Origin of the sequence: Bradyrhizobium sp. AZCC 1721 (assembly GCF_036924715.1) — a bacterium.
Lineage (GTDB): Bacteria > Pseudomonadota > Alphaproteobacteria > Rhizobiales > Xanthobacteraceae > Bradyrhizobium.
Map to the genome: position 1 here is coordinate 661,544 of NZ_JAZHSB010000001.1, position 18,983 is coordinate 680,526.

At 62.9% G+C, this 18,983-nt stretch carries 18 protein-coding genes; 7 read left to right on the plus strand and 11 right to left on the minus strand.

Annotated elements, in window-relative coordinates:
• Nucleotides 1–18 precede the first annotated feature (18 nt).
• On the minus strand, nt 19–1,254 hold the full coding sequence (locus V1273_RS03150) for an MFS transporter (RefSeq protein ID WP_334408690.1): 1,236 nt from the start codon (nt 1,252–1,254) through the stop codon (nt 19–21).
• Nucleotides 1,255–1,296: 42 nt separating this feature from the next.
• Between V1273_RS03150 and V1273_RS03155 the strand changes: the two genes are divergently transcribed.
• Entirely contained in the window at nt 1,297–1,509 is a 213-nt protein-coding gene (locus V1273_RS03155) for a hypothetical protein (RefSeq protein ID WP_334366217.1), read from the plus strand.
• A 189-nt stretch (nt 1,510–1,698) separates the two neighbouring features.
• Here V1273_RS03155 and lepA read toward each other — a convergent pair whose 3' ends face one another.
• On the minus strand, nt 1,699–3,510 hold the full coding sequence (gene lepA, locus V1273_RS03160; RefSeq protein ID WP_334366218.1) for a translation elongation factor 4: 1,812 nt from the start codon (nt 3,508–3,510) through the stop codon (nt 1,699–1,701).
• A gap of 114 nt (nt 3,511–3,624) precedes the next feature.
• On the opposite strand from lepA, the gene V1273_RS03165 reads away from it, so the two are divergent.
• On the plus strand, nt 3,625–5,223 hold the full coding sequence (locus V1273_RS03165) for a glycosyltransferase family 39 protein (protein ID WP_334366219.1): 1,599 nt from the start codon (nt 3,625–3,627) through the stop codon (nt 5,221–5,223).
• Nucleotides 5,224–5,245: 22 nt separating this feature from the next.
• Nucleotides 5,246–6,043: an SDR family NAD(P)-dependent oxidoreductase gene (locus V1273_RS03170; RefSeq protein WP_334366220.1), complete on the plus strand. Its 798-nt coding sequence runs from the start codon at nt 5,246–5,248 to the stop codon at nt 6,041–6,043.
• Nucleotides 6,044–6,050: 7 nt separating this feature from the next.
• Here the strand turns inward: V1273_RS03170 and V1273_RS03175 are convergent, their stop codons facing one another.
• The 5 genes from V1273_RS03175 to V1273_RS03195 all read right to left on the minus strand — a co-directional run bounded on the left by V1273_RS03175 (nt 6,051) and on the right by V1273_RS03195 (nt 10,044).
• Complete coding sequence (locus V1273_RS03175) at nt 6,051–6,377, minus strand: HPr family phosphocarrier protein (RefSeq protein WP_065746723.1); 327 nt, start codon at nt 6,375–6,377, stop codon at nt 6,051–6,053.
• Nucleotides 6,374–6,775, minus strand: coding sequence for a PTS sugar transporter subunit IIA (locus V1273_RS03180; RefSeq protein WP_247838581.1), 402 nt, complete (start codon nt 6,773–6,775; stop codon nt 6,374–6,376). The genes V1273_RS03175 and V1273_RS03180 overlap by 4 nt, the downstream gene beginning before the upstream one ends.
• Before the next feature lie 132 nt (nt 6,776–6,907).
• Complete coding sequence (locus tag V1273_RS03185; RefSeq protein WP_334408691.1) at nt 6,908–7,429, minus strand: HPr kinase/phosphorylase; 522 nt, start codon at nt 7,427–7,429, stop codon at nt 6,908–6,910.
• Nucleotides 7,426–9,243, minus strand: coding sequence for a sensor histidine kinase (locus tag V1273_RS03190; protein WP_334366222.1), 1,818 nt, complete (start codon nt 9,241–9,243; stop codon nt 7,426–7,428). The genes V1273_RS03185 and V1273_RS03190 overlap by 4 nt, the downstream gene beginning before the upstream one ends.
• 99 nt (nt 9,244–9,342) lie before the next feature.
• The gene (locus V1273_RS03195) at nt 9,343–10,044 is read right to left on the minus strand and encodes a response regulator transcription factor (protein ID WP_027541437.1); all 702 of its coding nucleotides are present in this window, start codon (nt 10,042–10,044) and stop codon (nt 9,343–9,345) included.
• A gap of 219 nt (nt 10,045–10,263) precedes the next feature.
• Between V1273_RS03195 and V1273_RS03200 the strand changes: the two genes are divergently transcribed.
• A complete protein-coding gene (locus V1273_RS03200; RefSeq protein ID WP_334408692.1) occupies nt 10,264–10,998 on the plus strand; it encodes a HugZ family pyridoxamine 5'-phosphate oxidase in 735 nt (244 codons plus the stop codon).
• Nucleotides 10,999–11,136: 138 nt separating this feature from the next.
• On the opposite strand, the gene V1273_RS03205 is transcribed toward V1273_RS03200, so the two are convergent.
• Nucleotides 11,137–11,337 carry a hypothetical protein gene (locus tag V1273_RS03205; RefSeq protein WP_334383970.1) on the minus strand — a complete coding sequence of 67 codons (201 nt, stop codon included), beginning with the start codon at nt 11,335–11,337 and terminating at the stop codon, nt 11,137–11,139.
• Between the two features lie 115 nt (nt 11,338–11,452).
• Between V1273_RS03205 and V1273_RS03210 the strand changes: the two genes are divergently transcribed.
• Nucleotides 11,453–13,069, plus strand: coding sequence for a phosphoenolpyruvate carboxykinase (locus V1273_RS03210; protein WP_334408693.1), 1,617 nt, complete (start codon nt 11,453–11,455; stop codon nt 13,067–13,069).
• A 36-nt stretch (nt 13,070–13,105) separates the two neighbouring features.
• Here V1273_RS03210 and rocF read toward each other — a convergent pair whose 3' ends face one another.
• The 3 genes from rocF to V1273_RS03225 form a co-directional block, all read right to left on the minus strand.
• Nucleotides 13,106–14,107, minus strand: a complete 1,002-nt coding sequence (rocF, locus tag V1273_RS03215) for an arginase (RefSeq protein ID WP_334408694.1) — start codon at nt 14,105–14,107, stop codon at nt 13,106–13,108.
• A 136-nt stretch (nt 14,108–14,243) separates the two neighbouring features.
• The gene (locus V1273_RS03220; RefSeq protein WP_334408695.1) at nt 14,244–15,062 is read right to left on the minus strand and encodes an acyl-CoA thioesterase; all 819 of its coding nucleotides are present in this window, start codon (nt 15,060–15,062) and stop codon (nt 14,244–14,246) included.
• Between the two features lie 197 nt (nt 15,063–15,259).
• Nucleotides 15,260–17,788 carry a glycogen/starch/alpha-glucan phosphorylase gene (locus V1273_RS03225; protein ID WP_442894135.1) on the minus strand — a complete coding sequence of 843 codons (2,529 nt, stop codon included), beginning with the start codon at nt 17,786–17,788 and terminating at the stop codon, nt 15,260–15,262.
• 242 nt (nt 17,789–18,030) lie between these two features.
• Here V1273_RS03225 and V1273_RS03230 point away from each other — a divergent pair, with 242 nt between their 5' ends.
• Nucleotides 18,031–18,261: a hypothetical protein gene (locus tag V1273_RS03230; RefSeq protein ID WP_334408696.1), complete on the plus strand. Its 231-nt coding sequence runs from the start codon at nt 18,031–18,033 to the stop codon at nt 18,259–18,261.
• Nucleotides 18,262–18,515: 254 nt separating this feature from the next.
• A complete protein-coding gene (locus V1273_RS03235) occupies nt 18,516–18,947 on the plus strand; it encodes a hypothetical protein (protein ID WP_334408697.1) in 432 nt (143 codons plus the stop codon).
• Nucleotides 18,948–18,983: the final 36 nt, after the last annotated feature.

Below are 18,983 nucleotides of genomic sequence, written 5' to 3' on the forward strand. Positions count from 1 at the left end.
CTTGGCGTTTTTCTATATTCACGTCGCCGCGCGACCGATATTGAGCGACGGCTGCGGCGGTCGCTTGGCCGACGGGAAACTCAAGGCTATTGCGACGGCGGCCATGCCGATCGTGAAGGAGCCGACATAGAGCCAATTATAGCCGTGGAAGGCATCGAATACCCAGCCACCGGCGAGCGGCCCCAGCGCCATGCCGAGGCTGGCAAAGGCGGACACGGCGCCGAACATGCTGCCCATGATGCGCACACCGAAATATTCGCGCACCAGCACGGCGTATAGCGGCATTACGCCGCCATAGGCGAGGCCGAAGACAACCGACAGCGCATAGAACTCGCCGAGCTGGCCGACCGCGAGATAGGTTGCGATCGCCAAGGCCTGCACGAACAGGCCGCCGACCAGAACGTGCTTGGCGCCGAAGCGATCGGCCAACAAGCCGAGCAGCAAACGGCCGCCGAGGCCGGAGAAGCCGGCGAGGCTGTAGACGGTGACCGCGGTCAGCGGTGCGATCCCGCAGATCATGGCGTAGCTCACCAGATGGAAGATCGGCCCCGAATGCGCCGCGCAGCAGGCGAAATGCGCGGATGCCAGGATGATGAATTGCGGCGTTCGCAGCGCCTGCGCGACCGTCCACTGCCCGTCAGGCGCGCCCGTCCCATGGGCGGCAGCAGGCGTTGACGGCTCCGGCGGCCGTCGCACCAGCAGCGAGGCCGGGATCAACAGCGCCAAGGCGACGATGCCGATCACCAGCATCGCCGTGCGCCAGTCATAGGAGGCGATCAGCCAGCTTGCGAACGGCGCGACCGTCATCGGCGATACGCCCATGCCGGCCGACACCAGCGCCACCGCAAGGCTGCGACGATGTTCGATCCAGGCGCTCGCCACCGCGACCATCGGTGCATAGAAGCTGCCGGCCGAAATCCCGATCAAGACGCCGAACGCCAACTGAAATTGCCACAGGCTGGTGGCCTGGCTCGCGCCGATCAGCCCGGCGCCAAGCAGCAGCGTGCCAGACAGGACGACGATACGGGTGCCGAACCGGTCGGATAGCGTGCCCCAGAAGAACGCCGCCAATCCCATGGCGAGAAAGTTGATCGTTGCTGCCGCCGAGACGCCGCTGCGCGACCATCCCATGGCCTCCGAAATCGGTTGCAGGAACACGGCCAACGACAACATCGAGCCGAACGCGACGCAGGTCATCAGCGCGCCTACGGCGACGACGACCCAGCCGTAGGATGAACCGGAGGCCTTGCCCATGCGTTTCCTTGCGCGTGTGCTGTTATTTGTATGCGCGGGATAATGGTGGCCTATTTGGCGTCGTCGCGCAATGCGGTGGAAGGCAACCCTCTCATTCGAAGATCATCTGATTGTGCGTTGCATTCGGCGGAGCATCGCGCGCGCGCCGAGGACGACGAGCAGCGCACGATCGAGCTGTTTGGAATCGATTTGGCCGATGATGCTCAGGACACGATCGTGTCGCAGCGCGATCATCTTGTCTGTCATAATTTGTGAACGAACACGAAGCCCATTCGAAGGCTTTTCTGGGCTTGCTCCACTTCTTGACCACAGCGCGGCGCGAGCGCCGGCGAGCCAGGGCCCATTCTACTTTGCATGGGGTTGTTTTCGCGATTTTGTGTCCAGGCCGTCGGAGAGGCGCGCTGCGCCCGGCACACGAGATCGTTAGTGCTTCGCGAGCAGCCCTCAGCTATCCACCTTCAGCGCGGCAATGAACGCTTCCTGCGGGATGTCGACCTTGCCGAACTGCCGCATCTTCTTCTTGCCTTCCTTCTGCTTCTCCAGAAGCTTGCGTTTGCGCGTGATGTCGCCGCCGTAGCATTTGGCGGTGACGTCCTTGCGCAGCGCGCGGACGGTTTCGCGGGCGATCACCTTGCCGCCGATCGCGGCCTGGATCGGGATCTGGAACATGTGCGGCGGAATCAGTTCCTTCATCTTCTCGACCATGGCGCGGCCGCGGCCCTCCGCGCGCGTCCGGTGCACCAGCATGGACAGCGCATCGACTGGCTCGCCGTTGACGAGGATCTGCATCTTGACGAGGTCGGCCACCTTGTAGTCGGTCAGATGATAGTCGAACGAGGCATAGCCCTTCGAGACGGATTTCAGCCGGTCGTAGAAATCGAATACGACTTCGTTGAGCGGCAAATCGTATTTCACCATCGCGCGGGAGCCGACGTAAGTTAGCTCCTTCTGCGCGCCGCGGCGGTCCTGGCACAGTTTTAGCACGCTGCCGAGATATTCGTCCGGCGTGAGGATCGTGGCCTCGATCCACGGCTCCTCGATGTCGGCGATCTTGACGACATCGGGCATGTCGACCGGGTTGTGGATCTCGATCTCCTGCCCATCGGTCAGGTGCATCTTGTAGATCACGCTCGGCGCCGTCGCGATCAGGTTGAGATCGAACTCGCGCGACAGCCGCTCCTGGATGATTTCGAGATGCAGCAGCCCGAGGAAGCCGCAGCGGAAACCGAAGCCGAGCGCGGCCGAAGTCTCCATTTCGTAGGAGAAGCTCGCATCGTTGAGCCGCAGCTTGCCCATTGCCGCGCGCAGCGTTTCGAAATCGTTGGCATCGACCGGGAACAGGCCGCAGAACACCACCGGGATTGCCGGCTTGAAGCCGGGCAGCATCTCGGTGATCGGCTTCTTGTCGTCGGTGATGGTATCGCCGACGCGCGTGTCGGCGACTTCCTTGATCGCCGCGGTAATGAAGCCGATCTCGCCGGGGCCGAGCTCGTCGACCTGCTCCATCTTCGGCGTGAAGAACCCGACGCGCTCGACATCATAGGCCGCGTTGGTGCCCATCATGCGGATGCGCTGGCCCTTTTTCATCGTGCCGTCGACGACGCGGATCAGCACGACGACGCCGAGATAGACGTCGTACCAGCTATCCACCAATAGCGCCTTCAGCGTCGCGCCGCGGTCGCCCTTCGGCGGCGGCAGGCGGGTCACGATGGCTTCCAGCACGTCGGGAACGCCCAAGCCGGTCTTGGCCGAGATCATCACGGCGTCCGAGGCATCGATGCCGATCACGTCCTCGATCTGCTGCTTGACCTTGTCAGGCTCGGCCGCCGGCAGGTCGACCTTGTTCAGGACCGGCACGATCTCGTGATTGTTGTCGAGCGCCTGATAGACGTTGGCGAGCGTCTGCGCCTCGACGCCCTGGCTGGCATCGACCACCAGGAGAGAGCCTTCGCAGGCCGCCAGCGACCGCGAGACTTCGTAGGCGAAGTCGACATGGCCAGGCGTGTCCATCAGGTTGAAGATGTAATCCTTGCCGTCCTTGGCGCGGTAGTTCAGCCGCACCGTCTGCGCCTTGATGGTGATGCCGCGCTCGCGCTCGATATCCATGGAATCGAGCACCTGTTCCTTGCCCGCCATTTCACGGTCCGACAGCCCGCCCGTCATCTGGATCAGGCGGTCAGCCAGCGTCGATTTGCCATGGTCGATGTGCGCGACAATGGAGAAGTTGCGAATGTTGGAAATGGGCGCAGTTGTCATGGGGCGCGGGATAGCATTCGCGTCCCCGTGCGGCAACCATCTTGCTGTATTTTAAGGGGCTTTCTTCACGCCAAGCTGATTCCACTTGGGCCGAAAACACGCTAGGCAATGGCCATGTCGACTGCATCCATTTCGCCCACGGCCGCGCGCTTGAGGCGCATTCCCTCGATCCGGCGGCTGGCGGCGTGGCTGGCCTCACGCGCCAGTGATCCCAAAGCCAGCCTGTGGCTGGTGACCGGCTTTGCCGTGGTCCACGCCGTGCTGTGGACGCTGATCCTGGTCAGTCTGAAGACCGGGCAGGACGTCCATATGGACGTCGCGGAAGCCTTCGCCTGGGGGCAGAAGTTCCTGCTCGGCTATGGCAAGCACCCGCCGCTGTCGGGATGGGTCGCCGGCATCTGGTTCATGCTGTTTCCGGTCACGGACTGGGCGACCTATGCATTGGCAATGGCGACGCTTGGCTGCTCCCTCGTGATCTGCTGGCTATTGGCGTTGCGCGTGGTCGATCGCCGCCGCGCGTTCTTCGTCGTGGCGATGCTCGCGCTCTATCCGATCTTCAACTTCAAGGGCTTCAAGTACAATCCGGACCTGCTGCAACTCGTCACGCTGCCGCTCGTCGTGCTGGCCTATCTCGACGCGTTCGAGAAACGCAGCCTCAAATCGGGCGTGTGGCTCGGGCTCGCCGGTGCGCTGGCGCTGATGACCAAATACTGGGTGCTGACCATGATCGGCGCCGTCGGCCTTGCCGCGTTGATCCATCCGCAGCGTTTGCAGTTCCTGCGTTCGCCGGCGCCATGGGTCGCGATTGCCACGCTCGTGGTCGTAATGCTCCCGCACTTCATGTGGCTGAAGCAGGTGAACTTCGTCCCGCTCACCTATGCCGGCGATACTTACTCTCTCACCGATCGCGCGATGATCGACGATCTCGCGCTGGGCTATGTCGGGCACAATCTCGCGCTGCTGGCCGCACCGGTGATACTCGGCGCGATCGCGCTGATGTGGCGGCCGTTGCGCCTGATGCCGTTTCCGGCCTTCGCGCGCGGCGCCAACACCGGCGTCAACATTTCGCAGGCGATCAATGTCTGGATCGTCCAGGCGGTCGTGGCGATCGGTCCGCCGCTGGGTGCGTTGATATTCCACGTCTACATCAAGACCGACTGGGGCATCCCGCTGTTCTTCCTGGTGCCGCTCGCGCTGGTCGCGATCCCTGCGGTGCGGATCCGCAAGATCGCGCTGTTGAACCTGACGACGACCTGGCTCGTCATTTCGCTCGTCGTGCTGGCGATATCGCCAAGGATCGTCGCCTACGAACTGGATGAAAAGCGCACCGCAGGCGCGCCCTACCGGGCGCGTTCCGAACTCGCCCGCGAACTGACCGAAGCCTGGCACACGCGGTTTTATTCGCGCTGGCCGGTGGTCGCCGCCTATACCGATACCGGCCAGCCTGTCACCTTCTACAGCCCCGACCATCCGGCGCCGCTGACGCCGGACGAGCCGTGGTCGTCCGGCCTGACCTCGCTCGAGGAGGCGAAGCGATCGGGCTTCATCGGCATCTGCGAGGTCGGCGACTGGAAGCTGGAAAAATGCGAGGCGTGGATGCAGGCCCATGCCGCCAATGCCGAGCGCATGGTGATGACCACGCGGCGACTCTTTCTCGGCAAGGCTGGCCCCGCGACGGCCTGGAACATCTTCATCGTACCGCCGGCCAGATAGAAATCACTCGAAGGGGCAACGCATGGATCTCGACCTGACGGATAAAACGGCGCTCGTGACCGGCTCGACCCGCGGCATCGGGCTCGCGACCGCCATCGGGCTTGCGCAAATGGGCGCGGAGGTGATCGTCAACGGCCGCGAGCAGGCGGCGGTCGGCGAGGCCGTGGCGAAAGTTGAACAGGTTGCGCCGTCGGCCAAGGTGCACGCGGCGGCATTCGATCTTGGCCATGCGGCGGGCTGTGCCGCGCTGGTGGCGCAATTCCCTGAAGTCGACATTCTCGTCAACAATCTCGGCATCTACGAACCAAAGGGCTTTTTCGAGATCGAGGATTCCGATTGGTCGAGGATGTTCGAAGTCAACGTCATGAGCGGGGTGCGGCTGACGCGGCACTATTTGAAGCGGATGCTTGATAACAAGGACTGGGGTCGCGTCGTGTTCGTCTCCAGCGAATCCGGTGTCTTCGTTCCGAAGGAGATGGTGCATTACGGCTTCTCGAAATCGGCGCAGCTCGTCATCGCGCGCGGCGCGGCGGAAACCACCAAGGGCACCAACGTGACTGTCAACTCGGTGATGCCCGGCCCGACCTGGGTCGAGATGGCGCCGGTTCGCCTGGCCGCGCGCGCGAAAGCTGCGGGCACGACCGTCGACGATCTCGTCTCGCGCACCTTCAGCGAACGCCGCCCGGCATCGCTCTTGCAGCGTTACGCCGCGCCGGAAGAGATCGCCAATCTGATCTGCTACGTCTGTTCAAAAGCCTCCAGCGCCACCAACGGCGCCGCGCTGCGCGCCGACGGCGGGATTGTGACGAATCCGTTTTGATGGAGTCTCACACGCCTTCTTCGTTGAACTTGTCGGCGACCAGCGCTGCGATCGCATCGACCGCTTGCTGCGCCTCGGGGCCGATCGCGGAGACCGTGACCGAGGTTCCAGGTCCCGCGGCCAGCATCATCAACCCCATGATCGAGGTGCCGCCCACGGTCTCGCTGCCGCGCGTCACCCAGACCTCGGCGTTGAAGCGCTCGACCATCTGGACGAATTTGGCCGAGGCCCGCGCGTGCAGGCCGCGCTTGTTGATGATCTGAAGTTCCCGCGAGATGGCGCCCGCGGGCACGCTCGGCCCGAGTTCCTTGTCGGGCGCGGCCTCGTCGCTCATTTGCCGGCGAGCACGCGGCTGGCGATGGTGACGTATTTGCGGCCGGCTTCCTGCGCCATCGCGATGGCTTCGGGAAGCGAGCGCTCTTCGCGCACCTTGGCAAGCTTGACCAGCATGGGAAGATTGATGCCTGCGAGCACTTCCACCTTGGGGCGGCTCATGCAGGAAATTGCGAGGTTGGAAGGTGTGCCGCCGAACATGTCGGTGAGGATGGCGACACCATCGCCGCTGTCGACGCGATTCACCGCTTCGATGATATCGCTTCGACACAGATCGGAGTCGTCTTCGGCTCCAATCGTGATGGCTTCAATTTGTTTTTGCGGACCCATGACATGTTCGAGCGCCGCCTTGAACTCGTCGGCAAGGCGCCCATGGGTCACAAGCACTAGACCAATCATCGGAAACTCCTCGCGGGTGCTTTTTGGTGCACCGCACGAACGCGCCACTTTGACCATCCAGAGGCCCCGCGCAAGAGGGCATCTTGGCTATTGTTCCGGAATTTGCCGGTAAAGAGTGAGGCCTGCGCCGGTTTATTCGGTGGCGATATTGGGGCTTATATGGTTACCAATCCCCTTCGAACAATCATCCAAAGGTTGGACGGAACCTGAACCGACGGTTGTTGTCAGAGCCGCTACAATCAATGGGAGGGGGTCGTAGCCGGCCCCGACGGGGATTCTCGGTAGTAAAACACCATTCAGGCGGATGGAGAGCGCTTCTGGCGGCGGCAGCCGCTCGGCATCGCTGGCCGCAAGATCGACGACGAGGCCCACCACCGCCTCCCCAACAAAGTCACAATGGCGAATGCCGAGGCCCCGTACCTCGATCAGCCCGGCCAATTCTCGCGCCGGGCGGACCAACAATTGTCCGGCGACTGTGTCGAGATGGACACGGTCATCGCCGACCAAAACGGCCCGCGGAACCTGTCCAGTGCGTCCGGCGAGAATCAGATCGAAGGCTAGCCGCGACTTGCCGGCGCCAGATGGCCCGCGGATCAGCACGGCGCGCTCGCCCACCAGCACGGCGGAGGCGTGCACGCTCGCGCCCGCCGTCATGGCGTGGGCAGCCTGACCACGAACCGCGCACCCGCCACGCTCGGCTTGCCGTCGGCGCCGGCCGGGCCGTGGCGGTTTTCCGCCCAGATCCGCCCGTTGTGCGCTTCGATAATCTGCTTGGAGATCGATAGGCCGAGACCTGAGTTCTGGCCAAAGCCCTGATGAGGACGGTCGGTGTAGAAGCGCTCGAAGATGCGTTCCAGCGCATCCTCGCCGATGCCCGGTCCGTCGTCATCGACGATGATTTCGATCTCCGAGCGCGCGCGGCGGCAGGTGACGCGCACCTTCCCGCCGGGGGTGGAGAAGGATTGTGCATTGGACAGCAGGTTGGAGATCACCTGTCCCAGCCGGGAATCGTGGCCCGGCACCGAGAACGTATCGGTGGCGCCGCGGCCGTCGAAGCGCGCTTCGACCGCGACGTCGTGGCCGAGCCGGGTTTCGTTGGCGACCGAGGTCAGCGTCGTCAGCAGCCGGCGGAGATCGACCGGGGCCATGTCCTGGCGCTGCAATTCGGCATCGAGGCGGCTCGCATCTGAAATATCCGAGATCAGCCGGTCGAGCCGCTTGACGTCGTGCTCGATCACCTCGAGCAGGCGCGCGCGGCTGGTGTCGTTGCGTGCCAAAGGCAGCGTTTCCACCGCCGAGCGCAGCGAGGTCAGCGGATTCTTCAATTCATGGGCGACGTCGGCGGCGAACATCTCGATCGCCTCGATGCGGCTGTAGAGCGCATTCGTCATGTCGCGCAGCGCGCCGGACAGATGGCCGATCTCGTCGCGGCGGCGGGTGAAATCGGGAATCTCGACGCGGGTCTGGATGCGCCGGCGGACGCGCTCGGCGCCGTCGGCCAGCCGCCGCACCGGACCCGCGATCGTGCTCGCGAGCAAGAGCGACAGCACGATCATGACCGCGGAGGCCACGCCGCCGACCTTCAGGATCGCCAGCCGCTCGGCGGTCACCATCTGGTCGATGTCGTCGCCTTGCGTCGAGAGCATCAGCGCACCGTGTACAGCACGGAAGCGCTGCACGGGGACGGCGACCGAGACGATCACCTCGCCGCGGTCGTTGACGCGCACCATGCTGCTCTTGACGCCGTCGAGCGCCTGCACGATTTCCTGATAGCCCTTGCCGTTCTCCGGGCCCAGTTCGCGATAGAGCGGCAGGTCGCCGCGATTGAGCCAGGTGCGGGTCGCGATCAGCGCGCGTTCGACGAAGCCTGGCTTCTCCGTGGAAGGTGGCGGCAGTTCGAATCGCAATACGTCGCCGCGGCCATAGAGACTGCGGCTGTCGAGGATCATGCCGCCGTCGCCGCCATAGATGCGGGCGCGCGTCTTGGTCGGTGAGATCAGCCGCCGCAGCACCGGCGCGACCCGCTCCGGATTGATCGGAAAATCCAGCCCGGAAGATTCGTCCGGCGCGCCGTAGCTTTCGCCGGGCTTGAGATCGAGCAGCCGGTCCGGATCGATCGTGATGGTGTTGGTTTCGACGGTGGCGGAGGCGGCAATCGCGCCGGCGATGATTTCGGCCTGCACCAGAAGGCTCTGCGCCCGCGCATCGATCAGGCCGGCACGGAATTGCGAGAGATAGAGAATGCTCGCCACCAGCGCGACGAGGCCTGCCAGATTGAGCGAGACAATCCGGCGCGTGAGGCTGGAGAAGGAAAGCGCGAAGAAGAATTGCCCGGCCCGGCGCAACCAGCCGAGCGGTCGTCGCCAGCCCTTCTCGCCCGCATTATCCTCGGCAACGCGTTCCCGATCGAGGAGCTCCAAAGCATCCTCGTGGTTCAGGTTGGGATCGGGCTGCGTTCGATCTAGCAATGGCTGAACTGCCGGTTGTGATGCGCCGATTTCTAGCTCTACGCCTTTACGCCGAACGGGCGGACGTGTCAGTTAACACTTCCGCCCGGAAAACGCAGATCAGGCTTCCTTGAAGCGATAGCCGACGCCATACAGCGTCTCGATCATCTCGAAATCGTCATCGACGACCTTGAACTTCTTGCGCAGCCGCTTGATGTGGCTGTCGATGGTGCGGTCGTCGACATAGACCTGGTCGTCATAGGCCGCATCCATCAGCGCGTTGCGGCTCTTCACCACACCGGGCCGCGTGGCCAGCGCCTGCAGGATCAAGAACTCCGTCACCGTCAGCGTCACCGGCTCGTTCTTCCAGGTGCAAGTGTGACGCTCCGGGTCCATCCGCAACAGGCCGCGGTCCAGCGCGCGTGCATCCGGCTCCTTCGGAACGGCGGTCGGATCCTTGGGCTGGCCGCGGCGAAGCACGGCCTTGACCCGCTCGACCAAGAGGCGCTGCGAGAACGGCTTGCGGATGAAATCGTCGGCGCCCATCTTGAGGCCGAACAATTCGTCGATCTCTTCGTCTTTGGACGTTAAGAAGATCACCGGCAGATCGGACTTCTGCCGCAACCGGCGTAGCGTTTCCATGCCGTCCATGCGCGGCATCTTGATATCGAGGATCGCAAGGTCCGGCGGCGAGGTACGGAAGCCGTCCAGCGCCGAGGCACCATCCGTATAGGTCATGATACGATAGCCTTCGGCTTCGAGCGCGATCGATACGGAAGTAAGAATGTTGCGGTCATCATCGACCAGGGCGATTGTGGGCATGAGCCTCTGCTTTCGAATAAGAGAGTGGCTTAAACGGCGGGCACTTGAGCCAGACGCCGCATAAATGGGCTTCGTACACAGTCAACGAGCAATGCAAGCTGGGCTGAAGTGTGACCGAGTTCCGCAAAACGCTCCCCCAAGGAGACGCGCGGCCCCCATATAGCACCCTGACCCGCTGAGAAAAGGCCCTTTTTGCAATAAGATGGCCGGAAAGGAACCATGCAGCCGACCGCAGATTTTGATGCTTCCAAACTGGCCCGATCGCTGCTTAGGCGTAGCCGGCAGGGCGCATTGGCCACGCTTATGCCCGAAAGTGGCGATCCCTATTGCTCGCTGGTGAACGTCGCCAGCCATGCCGATGCGTCGCCGATTCTGCTGCTTTCGCGGCTGGCGCTGCATACAAAAAACATCCTCAACGATGGCAGGGTATCGCTGATGCTGGACGAACGTGCCGCCGGCGATCCGCTGGAGGGCGCACGAATCATGCTTGCGGGACGGGCCGAGGAGGCCCAAGGGGAAGCTGCGAAAATCCTGCGCCGGCGCTATCTTAACGCTCATCCATCGGCTGAAGCGTTTGTAGATTTCAAGGACTTCTCGTTCTTTCGGATCGTCCCGTCAGGCCTGCATCTGGTCGCGGGTTTCGGCCGCATCATCGACCTCAGGCCCGAGCAGTTCATGACCGAGATCGACGATGCCGCCGATTTGCAGGAAGCCGAGCAAGACGCTGTCGAGCATATGAATGAGGATCACCGCGAGGCGATGAACCTCTACGCGACCAAACTGCTGGGCGCCGAGTCCGCGGACTGGCGCTGCACCGGTTGCGACCCCGACGGCATGGACATGCAGGCCGGCTCCGCGACGCTGCGGCTCGATTTCCCGGCACGGGTCACCAGCGCCATGGCGTTGCGCAAGATGCTCGTGCGGCTGGCGGGCGAGGCGTGGGGCAAGGGCTAACAAGAGTTAACGCTTGCCATCACGGAGCAACTACGCCGCACCGTCGAATTCATCGCCGATGACAGTGAAGAAGATTCAGGCGCTGCTGCCGTAAATCGAAACGATGGTGCAGTTCGCGGTCACGGGCGGAAAGCTTCGTCATGAAAACACGCTCCGCACGCTGAAATGTTCTGATGGTGCGACGCAGCAATTGCCGGCCGAGCCAGTCAACGGCGGATGGTCGCGCAACCAAGAGGGCAAACCAGCGCAAAGCAGTGCAGCAAGCGATTGATACAAATCAACCTTCCGCGCTGGAATAAACCAAATCGCGTGGATCGGCTTGGCAAGCACGGCGTTCATCAATATAGGTCGCCGGACCGAGGCCGGCAGGCTATAATTCAGGGTCACCGCGACAGAGCGCGTCAAGCGACATGCGCGCGATTCGAGTAACGCGGGTTCGAGGAGGACTTTCTTCGTGCAAGAGACGGGTCTACGCAACGGTGCCTTCGGCGCCGACAAATTCGGCTTAAAAAATCTCAAGACGGTGCACTGGAATCTCGGCGCGCCGCAGCTTTATCAATATTCACTCACGGCCGGCGAGGCCGTGTTGTCGGCCGACGGCGCGCTCTGCGCGGACACCGGTGAATTCACCGGCCGCAGTCCCAAGGACAAGTTCACGGTGCGTGATGCGACCACCGACAAGAACATGTGGTGGGCCGGTAACCAGTCAATCACCTCGGAGCAGTTTGCCGCGCTCTATGCCGACTTCCTCAAGCATGCCGAAGGCATGACGCTGTATGCGCAGGATCTTTACGGCGGCGCCGATCCGAGCTTCCAGATCAAGACGCGCGTGTTCACCGAACTTGCCTGGCACTCGCTGTTCATCCGAACGCTCTTGATCCGCCCCGAGGCTCAAGCGCTGAAGGATTTCGTGCCTGAACTCACCATCATCGACCTGCCGAGCTTCCGCGCCGACCCCAAACGTCACGGCGTGCGCTCGGAGAACGTCGTCGCCATCGACTTCGCCCGCAAGATCGTCCTGATCGGCGGGTCTTATTATGCCGGCGAGATGAAGAAGTCGGTCTTCACCACGCTGAACTATTATCTGCCCGCCAAGGGCGTGCTGCCGATGCACTGCTCGGCCAATGTCGGACCCAAGGGCGACACCGCGATCTTCTTCGGCCTGTCCGGTACTGGAAAGACCACGCTGTCGGCCGATCCCAACCGCACGCTGATCGGCGACGACGAGCATGGCTGGGGCAGCGACGGCGTCTTCAACTTCGAAGGCGGCTGCTACGCCAAGTGCATCAAGCTGTCGAAGGAAGCCGAGCCGCAGATCTTCGCCGCCAGCAGCCGCTTCGGCGCCGTGCTCGAGAACGTGGTGCTCGACGAGAGCACCCGCGTACCTGACTTCGACGACGGCTCGAAGACCGAAAACACCCGTTCGGCCTACCCGCTCGATTTTATCCCGAACGCTTCGCGCACCGGCCGCGCCGGCCAGCCGAAAAACGTCGTGATGCTGGCCGCCGATGCGTTCGGCGTATTGCCCCCGATTGCAAAACTCTCGCCGGCGCAGGCGATGTATCATTTCCTGTCCGGCTATACCGCCAAGGTCGCCGGCACCGAGCGCGGTCTCGGCAATGAGCCGCAGCCGGAATTCTCCACCTGTTTCGGCTCGCCGTTCCTGCCGCTCGATCCGTCCGTCTACGGCAATATGCTGCGCGAACTGATCGCCAGGCACAACGTCGATTGCTGGCTGGTCAACACCGGCTGGACCGGCGGCAAATACGGCACCGGCAGTCGGATGCCGATCAAGGTGACGCGCGCGCTGCTGACCGCAGCGCTGGACGGTTCGTTGCGCAACGTCGAATTCCGGACCGACAAGTATTTCGGTTTTGCGGTGCCGACCGCGCTGCCGGGCGTGCCCAGCGAGATACTCAATCCGGTCAACACCTGGAAGGACAAGGCCGAGTTCGACAAGACCGCGCGCGCGCTGGTCGGCATGTTCCAGAAGAACTTTGCCAAGTTCGAAGCCCAGGTCGACGCCGAAGTTCGCGCCGCCGCGCCGGATTTGAAGCTCGCGGCGGAGTAACGGCTCAAACGCAGGCAACTGCACTAAAGGGCGGCTTCATGGGCCGCCCTTTTTGCTTTTCCGACGAATTTGGCTGTTGTCGGGAAAGACCGCGTTGCTGGGCGTGCGACGATCGGTGATCTGCAGGCCGAACAGGCTGCTGATCAATTCGACCGCGACGCGCGCGGTGCGGCCGCGTTCGTCCAGGAACGGGTTGAGCTCGACGACGTCCACTGATCGCACCAGACCGGAATCGTGCAGCAACTCCATGATGAGATGCGCTTCGCGATAGGTTGCGCCACCCGGTACCGTGGTGCCGACGCCGGGGGCGACCGCGGGATCGAGAAAATCGACGTCGAAGCTTAAATGCAGCACCCCGTTGCCTGCCCTGACGCGCTCGATCACGCGCCGGATCAGGACGGCGACGCCGAACTCGTCGATGGCGCGCATGTCGGCGATCGCGACGCGGCGGTCGAACACCAGCTTTTTCTCCAGCGGATCGATCGAGCGGATGCCGAACAGATCGAGCCGCTCGGGACCGATCGAGGCGCGGGGCACGTCGCCGAGCAGGCCCTCGAGGCCGTCCTCGCCGCAGAGAAAGGCCGCCGACATGCCGTGCATGTTGCCGGTCTCGGTCGTCTGCGGCGTGTTGTAATCGGCATGTGCATCGAGCCACAGCACGAACAACGGCCGGCCCTGTTCCTGCCAGTGTCGCGCGACGCCGTTCACCGATCCCATCGAGAGCGAGTGATCGCCGCCCATGAAGATCGGAACGGCGCCGGATCGCGCGAGCAAATACGAACGCTCGCTGAGCGCTCGGATCCAGGTTTTGATCACGTCGTAATATTTGGTATTCGCCGGCGGCGGCCCCTCGGCGGGAGCAATGGCCGGCGTCAGCATATCGCCATGGTCTTCGACGACAAAACCGAGTTGATCGAGGATGCGGCCGATGCCTGCGGTGCGCAGTGCCGCAGGTCCCATCAGCGTGCCGGCCTGCGAGGCGCCGATCTCGAGGGGGACACCGAGCAAGGCGATGCGGGGAGCGTTGGCGTCGGACATGCAGGCAGCCTCGATCAAACTGTAGCGTGGGCAAAGCGAAGCGTGCCCACCATTCAATGCAATGATTGAATCGATGGTGGGCACGGCGCAAGTGCGCCTTTGCCCCTACAAGAGAGGTAAGGGCCCAATGTTCCGCTTAGGCCTTGAAATACGCGATTTGCGTCGTAGTCGCGAGCAGGCGGCCGGAGGGTGACCACAGCTCGCCGTTCTGATCGCCGTAACTCCGGTGGAAGATCTTGGCGTCGGCCACCGCCAATATGTGCGTGATGTCCTCGGCCGCGAGATCGTCCGACGCGGTATGGAAATACGTCGTCAGCGATACCGTGCCGAACGGGACCAGTTCCCGCCGCGCCAGAAATACTCGTCCGAAGAACGCATCCGACATCGACATCAGCGACAGCATGTCGATCTTCCGCGGCGTGCTGTCGCCGATCCACTGTTTAGAGAACGCATCGAGCGGTGCCGTGGCAGGCGATCCGTACAAACTCGGCTCACCCTCGACGAAGCGGAAATCATACTGGTGCGTCCAGGTCATCGGCGTGTTCGGAAACGAACGCGCCTGCTCGAACGGCGTGGCGCCCGGAAATCTTGCCTGCTGGTGCGACCAGGACGGACGGCGCTCGGCGAACACGGCGGTTGCCAGCGTCGCAACATCGCCGCCGCCTTGCGTCATCTCCACGCACCAATGCTGGCTCGAACGGTTGGCCTTGACCAGGCGCACGTCGAGATCGAAGCCGCCTTCGGCGACCGGCGCGCAGAAATTCACCGTGACCGACAACGGATCGCCTACGCGCTGCGGATGCTCCATCAGCGCGCGCAGGATGGTGGCGGCTGTGCAGCCGCCGAACGGGCCGACAAAGGCCCAGTAGTCCGGGCTGGTCTTGCCCTGCCAGCAACTGTCACCGGCGGTGACTCGCGTCGCATCATCGAAGAGGTGTGGGGCTTTGGTCAGCATGGATACTTTCGATTTTCAAAGGCGACAGCCTTGCCGCAAGTGCCGTCATTGCGAGCGGAGCGAAGCAATCCATCGCGCCGCAAGCGGAGGAATGGATTGCTTCGTCGCTTGCGCTCCTCGCAATGACGTGGACGTAGTATCGCGACTATCCGGCCGAATTCAATGACGTCTGAGGTAATGATTCCGTGCCCCGGGATTTACCGCGTCGCCCCGCGCTGCGCGCTTGTTTCCGGCACGGCCGACGTCGCGCGCACCGGCACGTTCCAGATATCCTCGGCATATTCGCGGATGGTGCGGTCGGAGGAGAACCACGGCATCCGCGCCACGTTGAGGATCGAGGCGCGGGTCCAGGCCGGTACCACCTGCCAGCGCGCGTCGATGCCGCGCTGCGCCGTGTAGTAGGAATCGAAATCGGCCGAGACCATGTAGTGGTCGAGATAGCGCAGCGCGTGGCCGATCGAGGCGAAACGGGCGCGATCGTCAGGCGAGAACGCGCCGCTCTCGATTGCCGTAATGGCCCGCGCCAGCCGCGGCGAGCGGCTGATCACATCGGTCGCATCCAGGCCCTGCTTGCGCCGGATCATGACGTCGCCGGCCTCCATGCCGAAGATTGCGATATTCTCCGCGCCGACATGGTCGCGGATTTCGATATTGGCGCCGTCGAGCGTGCCGATCGTCAGTGCGCCGTTCAGCGCCAGCTTCATGTTACCGGTACCGGAGGCTTCCATGCCGGCGGTCGAAATCTGTTCGGATAGATCGGCGGCCGGAATGATCACTTCGGCGAGGCTGACATTGTAGTCGGCCAGAAAGACGACCTTCAGCCTTCCTGCGACGTCAGGGTCGTTGTTGACGACTTCGGCGACATCGTTGATCAGCTTGATGATCAGCTTGGCGTAGCGATAGCTCGCCGCCGCCTTGCCGGCGAAGATTTTTACGCGCGGCACCCAGTCGCGCTGCGGCTCGTCCTTGATCGCCTGGTACAGCGCAATGGTCTCGACGACATTGAGCAATTGCCGCTTGTATTCGTGAATGCGCTTGATCTGGATGTCGAACAATGCCGACGGATCGATCTTGACGCCAAGGCGCTCGTTGATGAGCCGCGCCAGCGCCACCTTGTTGTGATGCTTGACCTCGCGAAAGCGCTGCTGGAACGCATTGTCGCTGGCGTGGGCCTCGAGGCGCTCGAACAGCGAGAAGTCGTCGAGCACGGCCTCGCCGCAGACCTCGCGCATAAGCCCGGTGAGCTTTGGATTGGCCAGCATCAGCCAGCGGCGGAAGGTGATGCCGTTGGTCTTGTTGGTGATGCGGCCTGGATAGAGATGATTGAGATCGTGGAACACGGTCTCCTTCATCAGGTCCGAGTGCATTGCCGACACGCCGTTGATGCGGTGCGAGCCTACGAAGGCGAGCTGCCCCATCCGCACCCGACGTCCGGACTTCTCGTCGATCAGCGACACCGACGCGCGATACTCGATGTCGCCGGGGCAGCGCTGATCGGCCAGTGCCAGATGCGCGGCGTTGATGCGGTAGATGATTTCGAGATGCCGCGGCAGCAGCCGCTCGAACAGTTCGACCGGCCAGGTCTCCAGCGCTTCCGGCAGCAGCGTGTGATTGGTGTAGGAAAATGTGGCCACCGTGATCTTCCACGCCTCGTCCCAGCGGAAATTGTGCAGATCGACCAGGATGCGCATCAGCTCGGTGACGGCAAGGCTCGGATGGGTGTCGTTGAGCTGCACCGCGACCTTCATTGCCAAATTGCGCAACTGCCCGTCCGAGGCGAGATGCCGCTTGACCAGGTCCTGCAGCGAGGCCGAGACGAAGAAATATTCCTGCCGTAGCCGCAGTTCGCGTCCCGCGGGGCTCTCGTCGTTCGGGTAGAGGAATTTGCAGATCGATTCCGCGCGCGCTTCCTCGGCGACGGCGCCGAGGTAGTCGCCGGTGTTGAAGACGTCGAGCCGCAAGGGATCGGGCGAGCGCGCCGACCATAGCCGCAGCGCGTTGACGTGCTGGCCGCGCCAGCCCACGATCGGCGTGTCATAGGCGACGGCCTGCACGGTTTCCGCCGGCCGCCACGTCGCGCGGTCGCGCCCGTGGTCGTCGACGTGTTCGACAAAGCCGCCGAAATGAACGTGATAGACCACCTCCGCCCGCAGGAATTCCCAGGGGTTGCCGAAGCTCAGCCATTCGTCCGGATATTCCTGCTGCCAGCCCTGCGAAATGATCTGGCGGAACAGGCCGAAATCGTAGCGGATGCCGTAGCCGATAGCGGGAACGGCCAGCGTCGCCATGCTTTCCATGAAGCATGCCGCCAGCCGTCCGAGACCGCCATTGCCGAGCGCGGCATCCGGCTCGCATTTGCGCAAATCATCCAGGCCGACGCCGAGATCGCCGAGCGCCGCCTCGAACACCGGCAAGAGGCCCATATTGTTCAGCGCGTCGGTGAACAGCCGGCCGATCAGGAATTCGAGCGAGAGGTAGTAGACCCGTTTGCTGCCCGCATCGTAGCTCTCCTTTTCGGCCGTCAGCCAGCGGTGCACGATGCGGTCGCGCAGCGCCAGCGCCGCGGCCTTGTACCAGTCGCGACGCGTCGCCATGCCGGCGTCCTTGCCGATCGCAAGGCGCAGCTTGGCGAGGATGGCGCCCTTGATCTCGGCGAGCGCGAGTTCGTCGACCGGCTGGCCAAGTGCCGGATAGTTCCCTGCGATTTGTTCCTGCAACACGTCGATCCCTGCATTGAGACTCACAACATAGGCGTCTTGTCCGGTAATCGAAACGCCGGAGAACGCCGGAGTATGTTGTGCACTGCGCTGGTATGAATTTATGCAAGGACCGGGCCGATTTCGCGGCACCGGCGGCCGGCTTTTGGTGTTATAATCCAATACCAAAGTACAGGGATCGCTGGGCTTGGTGGCTAGATGCCGATTGGGGTCCAAGGAATCGCGTGCCAGCAAAACGGGGAGGGCCTGTCATGAGATTGACGATCGAAATCGCTGCCGCCGCGTTGTTGATGGTCTGCATCAGCGCCACCAGCGCCGCCTTTGCCGCCGGCAAGACCGGCAGAAGTGCCGACGGGCTGAGCTGCTCATTCAGCGTCGCAACGGGCGCTTCGCCTGTAGCGCGCTGTGCCGCGATCAAGCGGCAATGTGGCGGAAAATTCTACGCCAATTATTGCGGTGACAAGCTGTTGTCGGCGATGTGAAGGATTGAGTTGCGGATGGTTCATGCCATCGCGCGATCCCAAGGTTCTCGCGTCGGCCGCTTCCAGCAACAGCGTCCGGATCTGGCTGGCTCGCGCCCCGTCCATGATTCTCGATTCCGCGGCAACCGGATAGGCGAAATTTCGGCACGAAGCTGGAACAAATTAAGAACACTTTAGCAAGTCTTTGATATATCATTGTGATTCGGCGCTTCGCCGACACAACATATAGGCCCATCCGAGTTTGCGAGGACTACATGTCCACCATCGCTTTCGATCAGTTCGCTCTCACCCGCATCGCCGATTTCGCGCGCTCATTGTCGCGTCTGCATCAGGCCTCGCGTCGCCAGCTCGTCGACGACGACGCGATCGACCGCGAATTCAACGCGGTCTGCATGTCGGTGTGGGGCTACACCACGGACGATTTCAGCGACGAACTGTTTTCGATCGAGGATCACGCCTTTCTCGATTCGCTGGATGAGGCGCAGGCGCGGATTTTTGCAGCCCAAGCAGGCTACGATCTCGTCGACGACCAGGGCATGCTGACGGACTGGTGGGGCTATTGCTGGATGATTCTCGCCGAGATGCGCGGCCTGCTGACGCCGGAAAACCGCGCCGCGGCGCGTGCGGCGATCGAAGAAAAATATCTGTCGGCGCCGAACGTGATCGGCGTCATCGTCGGGCGGTAGTGCTGGCGTCAGCTATGTGAATGCTGCGAGGCCGGG